Source organism: Enterococcus sp. DIV0008 (assembly GCF_050542615.1).
Taxonomy (GTDB): domain Bacteria; phylum Bacillota; class Bacilli; order Lactobacillales; family Enterococcaceae; genus Enterococcus_D; species Enterococcus_D innesii.
The window spans coordinates 1247492-1264750 of record NZ_CP172937.1 but is presented as its reverse complement, the minus strand read 5'-3'; the positions used below and the strand labels follow the sequence as shown (position 1 = coordinate 1264750).

Sequence of the window (17259 nt, the reverse complement as noted above, 5' to 3'; positions counted from 1 at the left end):
CCAAATTTCTTGTTAATCTGACTATAATAAACTTCAAGGAAAGAAACTAGTGACGATTGGCTAAACTAAGCATGACATTTGTCACAATGAAGGAGTTTATCATGTCTAAATCTCGACTACTCAGCGAAGCTGGCTTCCTACTCGCCGTCTCATTACTTTTATTGGTAAATCAAGGTTTTGTTGCTGTGCAGGTCATCTATCTACTGATCGCCGTTATATTTACTGGCGTCAGTTATTTACTGCCTAGAATAGCAAACTGGTTTTTTCAAGTTATTCTGTTGCTTCTATGTACGTTTTGGCCAGAGCTTGCCCTCTTTCTGCCTGCATTGATGCGGGTGATCGCTCCGGAAGATAGTAAAGATGATGTTCTATTTTTATTAGGATTTTTATTGATCGCAACGGTTGTCCATCATTCTCTCACGGAGCTCGCTTTTGTCATCCTTTTGTTGCTCTTTGCTTTTTACTTACGCAAAAAAGATCAGCGAATGTCTGATCTTGAGAAAAAGTACATCGCTTCAAAAGATACCCATTGGGAAAAGCAGCAACAGTTATCGCAGCAAAACAAAGCGCTAGCCCTATCACAAGAAACAAAGTTAGCCTTGCAAATTGCCGAAGAACGAAATCGAATTGCTCGCGATATCCATGACAATGTCGGCCATCTACTGTCGAGTGCCATTTTACAGATTGGCGCGCTTGAAATGATCAATCAAGAGCCAAAACTAAATGACCCCCTAGCAAATTTAAGTGCTACCGTTCATACAGGGATGGATCGCATTCGACAAAGTGTTCACGATCTCCACGAGACATCAATTTCTTTCCAGCAATCCTTAGAGTTTCTAATTGCTGATTTTCCATCACCTGTCACGATTGAAGGAAACCTATTTGAAGGGTTGAATGAAGCACAGCAAAACTGTTTCCTAATGGTCATCAAAGAAGCCTTAACCAACAGTATCAAACATAGTCACGCGAAAACCCTCGTGTTGCATTTTCGAACGCTGCCTGCATTTTTTCGCTTGCAAATCACGAATGATGGCGTCCGCACACCTCAAAATCCAGACACTGGAATCGGTCTGAAAACGATGCGTCAACGGGTCCAAGAACAACAAGGACAAGTTCATATTTTACAAGAAAACCAACGCTTTCAACTGACGATCATTTTACCAAAGGAGGAACACCCATGATTACTGTAGTTATTATTGACGATGATCCGTTTGTGACCACATCTTTGCAAACCATTTTAGAAAACACAGAAGAGATTCAGGTGCTGGGCATCGGCCATTGTGCCGAAGACGCACTGGAATTATATGAAACCTATCATCCTGACGTTTTGCTGACAGACATCCGCATGCCGGAACAAACGGGGATCGATGCTGCCAAAGAAATATTGGCTAAATTTCCCCAAGCGATCCTTTTGCTATTGACTACCTTCAAAGATGAAGAATACATTCGCGAAGCCTTTTCCATCGGTGTGAAAGGTTATTTGATCAAGCAGAATTTGCAAGCGATCATCCCTTCTGTCAAAGCCGCTTATAATGGCCAAGTTGTCTTCGGGAATGAAATCGTTGAGACCTTCACGCAGCTAATGAAGAACGAACCATCAATTAACAATCAAGCTTCTTTTAGCGAACGTGAATTTGCGATCATCAAAGAAGTAGCCGCTGGAAAAAACAATAAAGAAATTGCCGATGCTTTGTACTTGAGTGATGGTACTGTCCGTAATTACATCAGTCAATTACTGGAAAAACTGGAATTGCGGGATCGCACGCAATTAGCAATCTATTTTTATCAGCATTTACAGTAAGTCTCATCGATTGCAAAAAAAAGCCTGAAGAATGCGAAGCTGCATTCTTCAGGTTTTTTGTTTTCTACTCGATTATCCGACTGTCGTAGTTTTTAGTGGACAAGCTATGGATTTCCGGGACTGCCGGGATTCGTTGGATTGTTCGGTGTGTTAGGCGGGAAAATCGGCGCCTTTTCTAACGTTTTTTCTAACCCTGATTCATCCCGCTCGCCTCGTTCTGCATCGGGACTTTCATCTAGTTTAAATTCTTTTTCCATCTCATCTAGTTTCTTAAAGTCGTTGCCAGATTCTTTTGCTAATTTTGCTAATTTATCTTCGGTTTCTTTCGTCATAACGTAACGCCTCCTTTTGATTTTAGCTTAGCATAAGAAGCTAAAAAACCAAAAGAAAGCGCTCACTAAGGTACCTTTTTTAGTATTTTCTCATCTTTCAATCAGCCGTTTTTTGCGGGCATAAAGTCGTATGGAGAACAGTCCTTCATGCCAATCATTGGATCCACTAAATGCTTTTTGACCATCGTTAAGGTCAATACACCATCGTTCGACGTTTCTTCGATGAGTGCTTCTTCCCCCATAGTCCCTTCACTTAGGTCTTTTCCCCCTGACAGAGGCTTTGCAATTTCTGTCTGATTTGATGTCGACGGCTCAGTCTCAGCAAAAGCAAACAAGTCCAGCCCACTATCAGAGGTCTTTTCTGCAACTTGCTGGTTCGCAGCAGCTTCCGCACTGGATTGGTCCTGTAACTTCGTCGATGACGTTTTTACTTTCCTGTTTTCAGAGGAATCATCATAAAACGGATCATCCGCTTCTTCAAATTGGGCCAATTTTGCTCGTTGCAGCGGCGTCATTTTTTCCGTACCATTGATACGTTCTTTTAATGTCGTTAAGCGAGTAGCAGATTCGTGGCTGACACAAGTTTGGTAGGCTTGCGGTTCACCAAGTAAAATCAGCATTTCTTTGCTGCGGGTCACAGCAGTATAAAGCAGATTGCGTTGCAGCATACGTTGGTATTGATGAACCATCGGCAAAATAACCATTTGAAATTCACTACCTTGAGATTTATGGATCGAACAACAGTAAGATAATGTGATCTTATTCCATTCATTCCGCTTATAGGTCACTTCATTGGCATCAAACTGAATGACCAGTTCGTCAACCTTGTCTTCCGACTGTTTGGCTAGAGTGATCCCAACGATTTGGCCCATATCGCCATTAAACACGTTATCTTCTGGTGAGTTTACCAACTGCAAAACCTTATCACCGATACGATACACCGTATCATTGAAGGTCACCTCTTTTTTTGTCCCATCATTGGGGTTAAAAATCTCTTGCATCATTTTATTCAGAGCATCGATCCCGGCTGCCCCACGATACATCGGTGCCAACACTTGAATATCTTGCGGCGTGTAGCCTTTGTCTTTTGCCCGTTTCACGATCTGAGCGATCAACGGTTCGATTTTGTAAGCATCACACGCAAAGAAGGAGCGATCTTTTTGGTTTTGTGTAAAATCAGCAGGCAGCTGTCCGTTTTTGATGGCATGAGCCAGTGGAATGATGCTTGATCCATCTCCTTGACGATAGATTTCCGTCAATTCTTGTTTCGGGATCGCATCGATCGCTAGCAAGTCATGAAGGACTTGTCCTGGTCCCACAGAAGGAAGCTGATCTTTATCCCCCACAAAAATCACTTGCATGTTTGTAGGGATTGACTTAAAGAGCGTATTCGCCAACCATGTATCGACCATAGACATCTCATCGACGATCAATAAGCCGCCTTCTAATTCTTTCGGGCTAATCGATGGCGCTTTTTCACGTCCGTTCAAGCCTAACAAACGATGGATCGTCCCGCTTGGCAAGCCTGTCGTTTCATTCATCCGTTTGGCGGCTCGACCAGTCGGTGCTGCCAAGAGAATCGGAAAGGTTTCTTCACTGTATTTTGATGGCTCTAAGTCCAGATCGTTCAACTCAGCAAACAATTGTACGATCCCATTGATCACCGTCGTTTTCCCGGTACCCGGACCACCTGTCAAAATAAACAATGGCGAACGAATGGCTTCTTTGATTGCTTCTTCTTGCGAAGACCCATAGGTGATACCTAAATGCTTCTCAATTTTTCGCAGCGTTTTGCTGATTGTTTTCTCAGGATAGACGATTTCTTTTTTGCGGGAAAGCAAGCGCTCGATGGAACTAGCGATTCCCCATTCAGAAAAGTACAGACTGTTTTCGTACAAACGAGTTTCTTCTTGCTGGATTTTTCCTTCTTCCACTAATTGAATGATCGTTGATGCCAGGTCGTCTGGCGCAATCTCAATAGGACGACTCGTTTCTAATAAACGCAGTGTCTGCTCTAACAAGTCTTGGGCATGGATAAAGGTATTGCCTGTCTGCAAGGATTGCGCAAAGATCTGATGCAAGACCGCCGCTCGAAACCGTTGCGGCGACGAAGCTTCGATCCCTAGCTGCTCAGCGATGCCATCTGCGCGTTTAAAGCCAATGCCTTCAATGTCTTCCACCAACTGGTAAGGATTTTCTTCGATAATTGATAATGCTTCATTTTTGTAGGCTTGATAGATTGCAAAAGAAAGCTGACTACCAAAACCATAGCGGCTCAAGCCAACGATCACTTGATCCATCCCATGATTTTGCCGTACAGTATCTAAAATCATTTTTTGCTTACTTTCATTCAATCCTGGAATCTGCTCCAACAATGTTGGTTCTTCCAGCATCCGGTCGATCGCTTCTTCTCCTAAAAGGTCAACGATTTTTTCAGCGGTCTTCTTGCCGATCCCCGGAAATTTTTCTCCAGAAAGATAGGCGATCAACCCTTGTTCAGAGGTCGGTTGTTCTTGTTGGTAGCTTTCGGCCTTCAACTGGACACCATACTTGGGATGATTGACCAGCTCACCAAAAAACCGATACTTTTCCTCTTCTTGGATTTCGCCGAAACTACCAGTAACGACGATCTCCGAGTCTTTGTAGTCGGCATTATTCTCAGTGACTTTAACTAATAGTACTTTATAAAAATTGCTGGGATTCTGGAAAAAGATGGCGGCAACATGGCCGACAAAAAACGTTCTTTCTGGAATCATGGTGCCGCTCCTTTCATGGTTTACAACAAAGCGTCTAATCCTGCCTGATTGCTTAAAAAGCTTGCTTCATTCCAAAGTTTTAGTTCAAAAGGCAATACTTTTTGTTCATTCGTCTCTAATAAGCTAACGCTGTTATTGACTAATCCACCTTGCTCTCTTAATTCGGCTAATGGTTTGCCTGCAAGCCACTGAATAGCAGCCGTAAAGGATGCCCCATGCCCGACGAACAATAATGGGCCTTCATGCTGCATCACCGCATCCATGACGACGGTCTCGATCCGGCTCAATGTTTCTTGGATCGGCTCACCTTTAAAGGCACTTGGATCGTAACGATCCAAGTGATTACGCAGATCAGTCAGTTGTTGGGGATACTTCTCATGCATTTCATCGATGGACTGACCTTCCAATTCACCGAGTCCGATTTCTCGCAGATTCTCATTATAAATGATTTCAACTGGGTGTTGGAGTCTTGCTTGGATCTCTTGGGCAGTCACTTTTGCTCGCAAAGATGTACTTGAGTAAATCTTCTCAAAAGGAATAGCTGCCAGATAATCACCGAGTAATTTAATTTCGTCATAACTTTCTGGCAATAACGGCGAATCCCCCAGCATTCCTTGAAAGCGGCGTGCTTGGTTCCACTCTGTTTTTCCGTGACGGGTAAAGTATAATTGCATCGAAAAAGCCTCGCTTCTTAGTCTAATTTGTCGTTCTCATAATGATGCGTCAATTCCAATTCTGGGAAGCCTTGCTGTCGCAAAACTTCATAAATGATCAAAGCAGCCGTATTTGATAGGTTAAGGGAACGAACATGCTCATCATTCATTGGGATCCGCAAACATTTTTCGGCATGCTCACGCATAAAACTTTCTGGAAGCCCCGTCGTTTCTTTCCCGAAAATGAAGAACTGATCATCATCTGCGGTGTAATCGACGTCAGAATACACGCGATTGGCAAATTTCGAAATCAGATACAACGGACGCTCCCCTAAAAAGTCCATAAAAGCAGCTAAATCTTTATGATAGGTAATATTGACATCATGCCAATAATCAAGCCCAGCTCGTTTTAATTGCTTGTCATCCGTTGAAAAGCCTAAAGGCTCGATTAAGTGTAAATGAGTATTTGTTGCTGCGCACGTCCGTGCAATATTTCCCGTATTGGCCGGGATCTGAGGTTCAAAAAGAACGATGTGATTCATAGATAAAAACTCCTTTCGCTCGGATACTACCGATCGGTTCTCGCTTTCCTTTGTGTCTCTGTATCTTGCGTTTTACAATTGATTCTCAATAGATTCTTCAATAACTTCTATAGTACCATATTTTGGCACGCTTGTTTTTTAGAAACGACATTTTTTGTATAGAATTTTGGGCATAAAAAAAACGTACCAACTCGGTGTCGATCACTGCGAGTCGTTACGTTAGTGAAGCTCTTTTCACTAACTTTTATCAGAACAGGAACCTGATAAAAACCAATGAAAAATGACTTGAGAACAATATATCACTCCCATGGCATGATTGCAAGAGTAAATAACAAAAAAGTTCAAAATATTTTCAGGAAATTTTCGCAATCAACACCTCAACATCAACAGTGATCTGTCTCAAAGGAGCTTGCCGGAGCTTTTCTTTGCGTTCCTCCGAAGCCCCCCACTCTAACGGGGACATGGCAAGTAAATCTTGGCGATTTTCTTCAGGGATCGTAAAAACATGTGTCACTCTTTGACGGGAGGCGTCAGGGTAATGTTCAAAAAATTTAGTGACGACCCGTTCATTTGAGTATTGCTGTTTCGCTTCATCATTCGGATAAAAAGCAGCCCGCAATTCTTTTAAATAATCCGCCGCAGGGACGACTTTGATCAACTGTCCACCCTTTTTCAAAATACGATTGAACTCCCCATAATTTGACGGCGAAAATAGATTGAAAATCGTATCAAAGCTCGCTTCAGCAAACGGCAAGTTGGTCAGATCCGCCACACACCAAAAAGCCGGTACGTTTTGATTGGTTGCTAGATAAACTCCGTCTTTGGCGATATCAAAGCCGACAGCCGCCTGGGTCTCTTCATTGACCAGCTGAGCCAGAAAACTGCCTTCGCCGCAGCCGACATCTAAAAGATGCTTAGCATCCCCCAAAACTGCTTTGATGCATTCAATGACTGGTGCATACATGCCGCTAGCAATCATACGTTGACGCGGCAGAAACAGTGCTTGATCATAATCTGCTTTGACTTGATGATCCAAAAAGAAAAGTGTGCCTTTCTTTGATAAGTCAAATCGATGACGATTTGGACAAACCAAGCCATTTTCGGTCGGGAAAAATGCTTGGCGGCACAATGGACATTCAAATAAGTGATAATGGGCGTTTAAAAAAAGGCGCCCGCGATCGATTTTTTTTAACATTCAACTTCCCTCATCTCTGCTCTACTTTAGCATATTCTTGTGGTAGAATGCTAGTGGATAGAATAACAAATCAACTGAACAACCATCTATTGGAGGTAAATCATGTTAAAAGAATTTTGTGCAGAAAATTATACCAATATTCCCTTAGCAATCGCCCGAGGCGCACAGCGGATTGAACTCTGTGATAATTTAGCAGTCGGCGGAACAACACCAAGTACCGGTGTGCAAGAAGAAGTTTTGCAATATGCTGGTGAAAAAGGAATTCCCGTTATGACAATCATCCGACCTCGAGGCGGTGATTTTGTTTACAATGACACTGAGTTGAAAATCATGCACACCGACTTGATCGAAGCAAAAAAACTAGGAACAGACGGCGTTGTTCTAGGTTGCTTAACTCCTAGCGGCTGGTTAGACGAAGAAGCATTGGAGCTATTGTTAGAAACCGCAGAAGGCTTGCAGGTTACTTTTCACATGGCCTTCGACGCGATTCCTGCAGCGCGCCAATTTAAAGCGATCGATTGGTTAGCTGAGCATGACGTACAGCGGATTTTGACCCATGGTGGTGCTGCAGGGACTCCGATTGAAGACAACTTCGATCATCTGAAAGAATTGATCGCCTATGCTGGTGAGCGTTTAACGATTTTACCTGGCGGTGGCATTTCCTTTGAAAATGCCCAACATGTTGCTGATACATTAGGTGTAAAAGAAGTTCATGGAACCAGAATCGTCGACCTTAATGATTGAGCTTGCGTGACACAAAAGAATCACGCAAAGAAATCCCCACAAACGATGAGAACGCATCGTTTGTGGGGATTCTTTTTATATGGCTTGCAATAAGTCGTATTGTGATTGATACAAATGATGGTACAAGCCTTTTTGTGCCATTAGCTGATCATGGTTACCAGATTCAGCAATCGTGCCCCCTGCCACGTAAAAGATTCGATCAGAATTTTTGATTGTGGACAGCCGGTGAGCGATGATGAATGAAGTTCTGCCTTCTAACAGCTTCAACAGTCCTTCTTGCAGCAATTCTTCTGTCTTCGTATCGATACTAGAAGTAGCCTCATCTAAGATCAAGATTTTTGGATCAGCCAACAACGCTCGGGCAAAGGAAATCAGTTGCCGTTGCCCCGCAGATAAAGTACTTCCTCGTTCTTCGACGACGGTTTGATAGCCGTCTTTCAACTCCGTGATAAAGTCGTGAGCACGGACGATCTTCGCTGCTTCAATGATCTCTTCTTCTGTCGCATCTAATTTTCCATAGCGAATATTTTCTATGATCGTTCCTGAGAAAATAAAGGTATCTTGCAGCATGACCCCCATCTGTGAGCGCAGGGATTCCAGCGTCACGTCACGAACATCCATTCCATCCACTTTGACACTGCCTTCATTGACATCATAAAAGCGGCTCAGCAAGTTGATGATCGTGGTCTTTCCTGCACCGGTAGGACCAACCAAAGCAATGCTTTCCCCGGGTTCGATGTGGAAATTGACATCAGAAAGAATGTTTTTGCCTTCTTCGTATCGGAAGGTCACGTGTTCAAAATCAACGGTCCCTTTCATCGTCGGCAATACTTTTGCATCTGGTTTGTCTTCGATATCTGGGACTTCATCCATCGTTTCAAAAATCCGTTCAAGATAGGCTGTTGCTGTAATCAAAGAATTATAAAAATTCCCGATATTGATGACTGGATTCCAGAAATTATTGATATAACTGATAAAAGCGATCAGAGTACCTGTGCTGACATCGACACCGATTTGGCGAATGCCGACAAAATAAATCAAACAAGTCGTAATGACTGAAATGTTTTGCACCCCAGGCCACATGAGAAACTGAATTTTGACAGCTTTCATCCAGGAAGTCCGATAATCATTGCTGACTTCTTGGAAAATCTCTGCATTTTCTTCTTCCCGTGCGAAGGATTGGGTGATCTTGATGCCGGCAATACTTTCATGAATGTAGGCATTTAAATTGGACTGTTTATTACTCAACACCTGATAAGCTTTGCGCTGGTTATTTTTGATTACCATCACCATGATGAACAAGATTGGCAGCAACGCAAGGGAATACAGGGTCAATTTGAAGTCGATCGCAAACATAAAAATCAAGGTGATGATGACGTTGAAAACATCGGAAATCAAATTGATTAGTCCATTACTCAACAGGTCACTCAGTGTATTGATGTAGTTTACGATGCGGATCAAGATCTTGCCATGGGGCCTTGTATCGAAATAAGAAAACGGCAGCCGCTGCAAATGTTCAAAAATATCAAAGCGCATATCCTTCAATACGTCTTGCCCAATATTCGTAATATGGTAGATACGATAACGCATGCAGACGCCAATAACGATCAAGGTCACTAGAAAGGCAGCTCCTAAAAGCAGCAATTGATTGACATTTTTCTCAGGAATCGATGAGTCGATGGCGATCTTCGTGAAAACAGGCGCCAGCATTCCTGCTAAGTTTGCCAGGATGATCGTAAATAGTACTTTCCCAATACTTTTTTTATACGGTACGACGTATTGGGACAAACGCTTGAAATCCTTCCAGCTAAATTCCTGGTCTAATTCCTCATCCACATCAAATTTATTTCTCGCCATCGTCTTCACCTCCTGACAAGCCTAATTGTTTTTGATACACTTCATAGTACTTCCCTCGCAGTTTGACGAGTTCTTCGTGAGTGCCTTGTTCGACAACCCGACCTTTTTCCATCATCAAAATCTGATCGGCTTCTCGAACAGAGGAGATCCGATGAGCAATGATAAACGTCGTTTTCTCTCCTGTTAATTTTGTCAGCTCTTGTTGGATCTTCGATTCTGTCTCCATATCGACGGCAGACGTCGTGTCATCCAAAATCAAGATCGATGGATCTTTGGCTAAGGCCCGCGCAAGGGAGATCCGTTGTTTTTGTCCGCCAGAAAGTCCGACGCCTCGTTCACCGACAATCGTCTCGTAGCCTTGAGGCATTCGAGAAATAAAGGTATCTGCATCGGCGACTACGGCCATTTGGCGAATAAAGCCTTCATCTGCTAAAGGATTTCCAAAAGCAATATTGTCAGAGATAGTATTAGAAAACAAGAAGACATCTTGCATCACCATCGAAATATTTTCACGCATTTGACGCACAGGATACTCTTTGGCATTTTTTCCATCAATCAATACTTCCCCTTCAGTCGGATCATAAAAACGTCCAACTAAATTTACTAACGTCGTTTTTCCAGAGCCGGTTTCGCCTAAGATCCCTAACGTTTGTCCCGGCCCAATCTTGAAGTTGATGTTCTCCAGTACATTTTGCTCTGGATCATCTGAAAAATGGAAAGAGACATCTTTAAATTCCACAAATCCTTTGATCGGTTCTAATTTTTCTTGTTGGTGAACCGGTATTTTCGATTCTTGTGCCAGCATTTGTCGAATTTTGATACAGGCCGCAGAAAATCGCTGAACATCGTTGATCAACCAGCCACTCATACGCATGGGGTTGTTCAACATCCATAGATAACCATTAAACGCAACAAGATCTCCTAAGGTCATGTCCCCATTGATTACGAAAATTCCGCCTAAAACTAAGGCAATGACTGACAAACTTCCTGCTAAGCCATCAAGCCAGGGCAGATAGGTACGGGAAACTTTGGCAGATGCCATGTTGCGGGTCTTAAAATCTTCGTTGTAGGAGCGAAATTTTTCGATCTCAAAATTTTCACGAGCGAAGGCTTTTACGACCCGATTGCCGCCAATATTTTCTTCTACCATTGAGTTCAAGCGAGAAAAGCTCTCACGAATGTCAAAAAACAATTGGTGTGCCTTTTTAGACATGCGGTTGGTCAACAGAAAAATGATCGGTGTGACAGCCACCAGTGCCAGCATCAATTTCCAATCAATAAAGCTCATCACCACCACCGCTGAAAAGAACCATAAGATACATTCAGCGATATTATAGGTCACCCAAGAAACAAAGTGGCGAATGGCATCGGTATCCCCTGTCATTCGTGCCATAATATCTCCCACACGAGTGTGATTGAAAAAGTCGAAATCCAATTCTTGCAGTTTCTGATACAAATCTTCCCGTAAATCGTATAGCGTATTTTGTCCGACCCGTTCAAATAAAATCTGATAACTATAGCGGACAATGGTGCGAATGACGGTCGTCGCAATCATGATCAACAGTAATGGAATCAATAAGTGCGTTTTTTGCTGATTGATGACATCGTCGATCACCATTCCTCCCAAGTACGGATTAACAATGATCAGCGCTGCATTGATCACTAAAAATAGGATCGCCAATATGATTTTTCCGCGGTTCTTTTTGGCATAGCGCCAGATCCATTGTGTATTACTCATCTAATTCCCCCTCTCGTTGTTAAGCTTAGCGTTTTGAAAAGCGATTTAAATGGTTTTTCTTACTCATTTTGATGTAAAATATTAGTAAGAAGCACCATTCCTTTTTTTTACAGGAAATGGGCACCCAATTGGAGTGAATCAGCCATGAATTTAGTTAACCCTCGGACCTTCAATCCCGAAATCATCTATCTCTTTGATCCATGGACGCAATCAGAAAGTCATGGAGAAATGCACCATCATGACTTTTTAGAAATCAGTGTCTTGTTAGAAGGAGAAAGTATGTATTATTTTGAAAAAGAACCAGCGAAAAAAATTCGGGCTGGCAGTGTCATGCTTTTCAATCCTGGCGTCGATCACTGTGAATTGCAGCCTAAGGGCACTCGCTCTCATCAGCTGCATATTGGTTTGAAAAATATTTCTTTGGAAGGGTTTAAACGAAATTTTTTCCCTAACAAACATCCCTTGTTGGAGCTAGGCAAATACCATCATCAAGTTTTGGAAAAAGCATGGCAGTTGGTGAGAGAAAGCAGTGAAGAGCGGGATGAGTTTCAATTGATGCAAAAAGCTGTTTTGATGGAGATGCTCGTCTACATTTTACGTGGACTAAATGAAGACCACATCAATGTCGTTCCTTACCTTTCCAAAAGCCAACGAAGACAACAACAGATCGTCAACTATACCGTCTATTATTTGGAAAATCATTACAAAGAAGAAATCACGTTAGAGAAGCTCGCACAAGATCAATTTCTTAGCCCGACGTACCTTTCAAAGATTTTTAAAGAGGCGACAGGGGTCAGCCCCATTAACTATTTGATCGAAATTCGCTTAAAACGTGCCAAAGATATGTTGAAAAATGACAACCTCACGATCAAGGAAGTTGCCTCAGCCGTTGGCTATCAAGATGCTTATCATTTTAGCAAGTCTTTTAAAAAACTTTATGGTGTCTCCCCTTCTGGGGTGTTGCCAAAACCCAAAAATTAAAAAGCAAGCCAATGATCCTTCACTGGAAGAAAAATCATCGGCTTGCTTTTATTTTGTGTTCATTGAATAAAATAGTTCATAAAAAGACTGGCAATGTTGAAGTAGATCAAGACACTGGTCAAATCACTGAGGGTCGTAATAAACGGACCGCTCGCCACTGCCGGATCAAACCCAAGTTTGTCCATTAACATCGGAATCAAGCTTCCTGCTAAGTTGGCTACTGTGATAGCACACATCATTGCCATCCCAATGACAAAACCTAAAATTGGATTTTGTTTCCAGACGGCCACGATAGCAAAAATCGTTAATCCGGTAATAGCTCCTGTGAAAAGTCCTGTCAGCACTTCACCGACCACTGTCTTCATAAAACTATTTTCTTTGTCATCATTGATCGCTAAGCGACGGACGGCCACCGCTAAAGATTGGGTACCGGCATTGCCGGCGGTTCCGGTAATCAGTGAGATAAAGACAGCGAGAATACTCGCTTCACTGACTAATTCTTCATAATGGCTGATTAAACTGGCGGTGGCCATTCCGAGAAAGAGTAAGGTGATGAGCCAAGGCAATCGTCTCGAAGACGCCTTGATCGGGTTCTCACTGACTTCTTCCACATTGACCCCTGCCAAACCAGAGTAATCACTGGCTGCTTCATCATCGATAACGTCGATAATATCATCGACGGTCACGATCCCTAATAGATGATCGTCATAATCGGTAACAGGTAGCGCGAGAAAGTCATAATCCCGGAAGGTCTGAGCGACATCTTCTTGGTCATCTCCAACATGGACGGACATGACCCGCTCGTTTAAAATATCAGCGATCATGGTATCTTCATCATTGATGATCAAGTCTCTTAGAGAAATAACCCCAACAAGTTTGTTATCAGTATCCACAACATAAATATAATAAATCGTCTCAGCGACATCGGCGGCATTTTTTAAGACATACATCGCTGAACGAACCGTTTGGTTGGCCACAATGGAAACAAACTCGGTTGTCATCAATGATCCAGCTGTTTCATCTTCATAATGCAATAGTTCTTTGATCTCGCTAGCGGCTTCAGCCGTCATTAGACTCAAATATTTCGCCGTTTGTTTCTTGTCCAATGTATTCAGTAGATCGACAGCGTTATCGGTATACATCTCTGCTAACATCGTTGCAGCATATGCCGGACGCATTTCTGAAAGATAGTCCACCATGTTTTCGTCGTCTTCTTCAATGACGTCAAACATGTCTGCTAATTCTTTCGGCGATAGATACGTATAGACGATTTGTCGAGCGTCTGCTTCTAGAGATTGGTAGAATTGCCCCTGCTCGTAGATATGCAGATCCAAGAATGCCTCACGAAATCCCTGGATATCATTGTCTTTTAATGCTTGATTCAGTTGATCAAACCGTTCGGTTAATTCTTGATTTTCATCCAATCTCTTCACCTCATTTGTTATTGCTTAACGATAGCTGAACAAACAGCGGCCATGTCTGCAGGTAAAGGCAGGTCAAAAGCCAACGGTTCATTCGTAAAGGGATGCTGAAATTGCAGCTGACAGCAATGAAGTGCCTGTCGTTTGATCCCAAAAGCCATTGATCCCCCATACATCTCGTCTCCTAGTAAGGGACAACCGATCGCAGAAAAATGGACCCTTATTTGATGTGTCCGGCCTGTGTGTAGTTGAATGTCGACTAATGCGCAATCTGAATTGCGCTGTTTTAGCCAATACTCCGTACGTGCCTCTTTTCCTTCTTCACTGACCTTGCGTTTCAAAAGCGAGGTCAAGTCCCGAGCTATAGGCAAATCGATCTCGCTATGGGCGGATAATGCGGAAAGCTCTCCCGCAATGAGGGCTTGATATTTTTTGACAACTTGCTTCTTTCGTAACTGGCTATCCATCTTTGCATGGGCAAAGCCATGTTTTGCAAAAAGCATCAATCCTGATGTGTCACGGTCTAACCGCGTCACTACATGGATCACTTGGTCTTCATAGTGTTGCGCTTGATAGTAAGCTTTGACTCGATTAGCCATCGTGCCGGTCGGATGGTATTGTGCAGGAATCGATGAGATACCAGCCGGCTTATTCACGACTAATAGATGGGCATCTTCATACACGATCTCAATCGGTGTCGGGTCAGGCAGCATCGTTTCATGTTCCCCTTCAGGAGGAATTACAATAGTTACCCTATCATTTTGCGCCAAAGAAAACAAGACGTTTTGCTCGTGGTCGTTCACAAATATCTTTCCGCCTTGAAATTTGATTTTCGCTAGTAACCCCTTGGATACTCCTTGTTCCTTCAAAAAATATTTGACTTGCTGCCCTTGGCCGGTATAGTGATACGTAAATTCCATGAGTTCATTCTTCTCCAATAAAGGAATCTTTGACCCGATTCCAAAAATGCATATGCCGATAAGACGCAAAATGAATCCGTTCATCGGCAATACGGTAATAAATTGCATCGATTTCTTCTTGTTCGATGGTAAATTGATCGATCGTCACTAAATAGTCGGTACTTTGCTGCAGTTGCACTTTGACCCATTCATGGTGACCCACGACGATCGGCGAACCAAGGGTCCGAAAGACACGATTGTTCAACGAAGCAATCTCTGCCAATTGAAAGGCATTGATACTTGGGTGCAAGACTGCACCACCAACACTTTTGTTATAGGCAGTTGAACCGGTTGGCGTAGAAATCGATAAGCCATCCCCGCGAAATTTTTCAAAGAGGTCTTCTTTAATAGAAATATCGGCAACCATGGTGCGATTGCCACGCTTGATCGTTGATTCATTCAGTGCAAGGAAATGCTTATCTGGTTTGCCATTCGCATAAGTGATACGAACATCTAATAATGGATAGCTGACGCTTTTTTGATGGTCATTGCACAAAGACTCGACTAATTCTTCCAATTCATAATCTCGCCAGTCCGTATAAAAGCCGAGGTGACCCGTGTGGACCCCTAAAAACTGCACTTGATCCAACTTATGATTGTACAAGTGAAAAGCAGAAAGAAGCGTGCCATCTCCACCAACAGAGATCACTAATTCAGGGTTCTCTTGATCGATCTTGTTTTCAGACTGCTCCAGGAGAACAGTTAAACGCTTCGTCACTTCTACTGACTTACTTTCTTGATTATGGACGATTGCCACGCGGATGCCATTCATTCGGTCTCCTCCTTTGGCAACTTGGGCGTGTCATGTCCGCCACGCTTGCCTTTCCCATGAGAAAACAACCGCTGTGCCTCTTGGATCTCTTCACGAATATTAGACATCTCTTCATCTAACTGATAGGCAGCTTCTGCAGAACGTCGTAACCGCTCGCTAATTTCAGCAGGAAATTCTCCTTGGTATTTGTAGTTTAGTGAATGTTCGATCGTTGCCCAAAAATTCATCGCCAGTGTACGAATTTGAATCTCCGCTAAAATAATTTTTTCTCCATCGATCAATTGAACGGGATACTCGATCACTAGATGGTACGAACGATAGCCGCTGGCTTTTTTATTGGTGATATAGTCCCGTTCAATGATGACTTTCATGTCTTTGCGTGTTCGCAACAATTCAACGACTTGGTGAATGTCTTCCACAAATTGACACATGATTCGCAAACCGGCGATATCAGACATCTCTTCTTCAAGCCGATCCAATGCAATCCCTCGTAATTTGCTTTTCGTTAAAATACTATCCACTGGCTTGACACGACCCGTGACAAATTCAATGGGAACATGTTTGTTTTGTTCCCGATATTGTTTTCTTATGCCTCTTAATTTTACTTTTAATTCTGAAACCGCCTGTTCATAAGGCGCTAAGAATTCTTCCCAATCTCGAATCATTCTTCTCCCTCGATTCTGTTCATAACATACCCCTTATTCTACCATACTCTTGGAATAAAACTGAATGGACAGAAGTGCAGAAACAAAAGATTTTTTGTCTGATCCAATCGTTGCTGCTTTTCTTTGTATAGTTTCTTTGACGGAATAGTTGAAACAGCGTACACTATGGTTGCAATAGAAAGAGAGTGAAAATCGATGGTCGAACAAGTAGAGATTGAATATAAAACGATGCTGACGGAAAAAGAATACCACCAGTTGCTTACTTATTACAATTTATCAGAAACAGCCTTCAAGACACAGACCAATTATTACTTTGATACAGCAGACCATAAATTGCGGGAAAAGCAATTTGGTTTGCGTATTCGCACGACGACTACCCATGCGGAGTTAACACTAAAGACCCCCATTGAACACGGTCTACTAGAAACGACTGATCCTTTACCGAAGGAAATCGCTGCGTCATTAATTGATTCAGAAAAAATTCTATCTACGGGTGTAGTTGCTCAACGCTTAAGAACAGCGAATATCGAACCTGATTCATTACGCATGATCGCAGCATTAAAAACGAGACGGGCGGAATTCCCGATCAAAGAAGGATTACTCGCTTTGGATGAAAGCTGGTATGGTCAGCAACATGATTATGAATTGGAGCTAGAAGTAAGCGAGCCGCTCCAAGGAAAGCTTGCCTTTCAATCGTTGTTGCACACCTTTGATATTCCTTACCGACCAGCAAAAAACAAGATCATTCGTGCTGTTGAAGAAAAATCATAGTAGGCTGCCCTTTTGCTTACTTTTTTCGCGTTTTTTTGCTATATTTAATAAAACATACTTATTTTGTTTTTC

The 17259-nt window shown here is 42.6% G+C and carries 16 protein-coding genes; 5 read left to right on the top strand and 11 right to left on the bottom strand.

Translation table 11 applies throughout. The features are described from left to right. Positions 1-71: 71 nt before the first annotated feature. Complete coding sequence (locus IGI84_RS05955; protein ID WP_430600958.1) at positions 72-1181, top strand: sensor histidine kinase; 1110 nt, start codon at positions 72-74, stop codon at positions 1179-1181. Further along, a complete protein-coding gene (locus tag IGI84_RS05950) occupies positions 1178-1801 on the top strand; it encodes a response regulator transcription factor (RefSeq protein WP_200125152.1) in 624 nt (207 codons plus the stop codon). Before IGI84_RS05955 ends, IGI84_RS05950 begins: the two co-directional genes overlap by 4 nt. 104 nt (positions 1802-1905) lie before the next feature. On the opposite strand, the gene IGI84_RS05945 is transcribed toward IGI84_RS05950, so the two are convergent. The 5 genes from IGI84_RS05945 to IGI84_RS05925 all read right to left on the bottom strand — a co-directional run bounded on the left by IGI84_RS05945 (position 1906) and on the right by IGI84_RS05925 (position 7279). After that, a complete protein-coding gene (locus IGI84_RS05945; protein WP_077452503.1) occupies positions 1906-2133 on the bottom strand; it encodes a cold-shock protein in 228 nt (75 codons plus the stop codon). A 101-nt stretch (positions 2134-2234) separates the two neighbouring features. Beyond that, complete coding sequence (recD2, locus tag IGI84_RS05940) at positions 2235-4889, bottom strand: SF1B family DNA helicase RecD2 (protein ID WP_200125154.1); 2655 nt, start codon at positions 4887-4889, stop codon at positions 2235-2237. Between the two features lie 20 nt (positions 4890-4909). Next, the gene (locus IGI84_RS05935) at positions 4910-5563 is read right to left on the bottom strand and encodes a histidine phosphatase family protein (protein WP_086292693.1); all 654 of its coding nucleotides are present in this window, start codon (positions 5561-5563) and stop codon (positions 4910-4912) included. A 17-nt stretch (positions 5564-5580) separates the two neighbouring features. After that, positions 5581-6084 (bottom strand): tRNA (uridine(34)/cytosine(34)/5-carboxymethylaminomethyluridine(34)-2'-O)-methyltransferase TrmL, encoded by a 504-nt coding sequence (gene trmL, locus IGI84_RS05930; protein WP_077452506.1) that lies wholly within the window; start codon positions 6082-6084, stop codon positions 5581-5583. A 352-nt stretch (positions 6085-6436) separates the two neighbouring features. Continuing rightward, positions 6437-7279, bottom strand: coding sequence for a methyltransferase domain-containing protein (locus tag IGI84_RS05925; RefSeq protein ID WP_200125156.1), 843 nt, complete (start codon positions 7277-7279; stop codon positions 6437-6439). 102 nt (positions 7280-7381) lie between these two features. Here IGI84_RS05925 and IGI84_RS05920 point away from each other — a divergent pair, with 102 nt between their 5' ends. Continuing rightward, positions 7382-8023 (top strand): copper homeostasis protein CutC, encoded by a 642-nt coding sequence (locus IGI84_RS05920; protein WP_430600885.1) that lies wholly within the window; start codon positions 7382-7384, stop codon positions 8021-8023. 75 nt (positions 8024-8098) lie between these two features. On the opposite strand, the gene IGI84_RS05915 is transcribed toward IGI84_RS05920, so the two are convergent. Together IGI84_RS05915 and IGI84_RS05910 are read right to left on the bottom strand one after the other, a co-directional pair. Next, a complete protein-coding gene (locus tag IGI84_RS05915) occupies positions 8099-9880 on the bottom strand; it encodes an ABC transporter ATP-binding protein (RefSeq protein ID WP_077452509.1) in 1782 nt (593 codons plus the stop codon). After that, on the bottom strand, positions 9867-11618 hold the full coding sequence (locus tag IGI84_RS05910; protein WP_430600884.1) for an ABC transporter ATP-binding protein: 1752 nt from the start codon (positions 11616-11618) through the stop codon (positions 9867-9869). The genes IGI84_RS05915 and IGI84_RS05910 overlap by 14 nt, the downstream gene beginning before the upstream one ends. A 144-nt stretch (positions 11619-11762) precedes the next feature. Between IGI84_RS05910 and IGI84_RS05905 the strand changes: the two genes are divergently transcribed. Continuing rightward, on the top strand, positions 11763-12599 hold the full coding sequence (locus tag IGI84_RS05905; RefSeq protein ID WP_081118450.1) for an AraC family transcriptional regulator: 837 nt from the start codon (positions 11763-11765) through the stop codon (positions 12597-12599). Between the two features lie 59 nt (positions 12600-12658). Here the strand turns inward: IGI84_RS05905 and mgtE are convergent, their stop codons facing one another. The 4 genes from mgtE to IGI84_RS05885 are packed head-to-tail and all read right to left on the bottom strand — an operon-like array spanning position 12659 to position 16416. Further along, positions 12659-14023 (bottom strand): magnesium transporter, encoded by a 1365-nt coding sequence (gene mgtE / locus IGI84_RS05900; protein ID WP_081118449.1) that lies wholly within the window; start codon positions 14021-14023, stop codon positions 12659-12661. A gap of 17 nt (positions 14024-14040) precedes the next feature. After that, the gene (locus IGI84_RS05895; RefSeq protein WP_081118448.1) at positions 14041-14940 is read right to left on the bottom strand and encodes an RluA family pseudouridine synthase; all 900 of its coding nucleotides are present in this window, start codon (positions 14938-14940) and stop codon (positions 14041-14043) included. Between the two features lie 4 nt (positions 14941-14944). Further along, positions 14945-15742, bottom strand: coding sequence for an NAD kinase (locus tag IGI84_RS05890; protein WP_170920136.1), 798 nt, complete (start codon positions 15740-15742; stop codon positions 14945-14947). 5 nt (positions 15743-15747) lie between these two features. Beyond that, positions 15748-16416, bottom strand: coding sequence for a GTP pyrophosphokinase (locus IGI84_RS05885; RefSeq protein ID WP_077452515.1), 669 nt, complete (start codon positions 16414-16416; stop codon positions 15748-15750). A 195-nt stretch (positions 16417-16611) separates the two neighbouring features. Between IGI84_RS05885 and IGI84_RS05880 the strand changes: the two genes are divergently transcribed. Further along, positions 16612-17187, top strand: a complete 576-nt coding sequence (locus IGI84_RS05880) for a CYTH domain-containing protein (protein WP_200125158.1) — start codon at positions 16612-16614, stop codon at positions 17185-17187. Positions 17188-17259 lie beyond the last annotated feature (72 nt).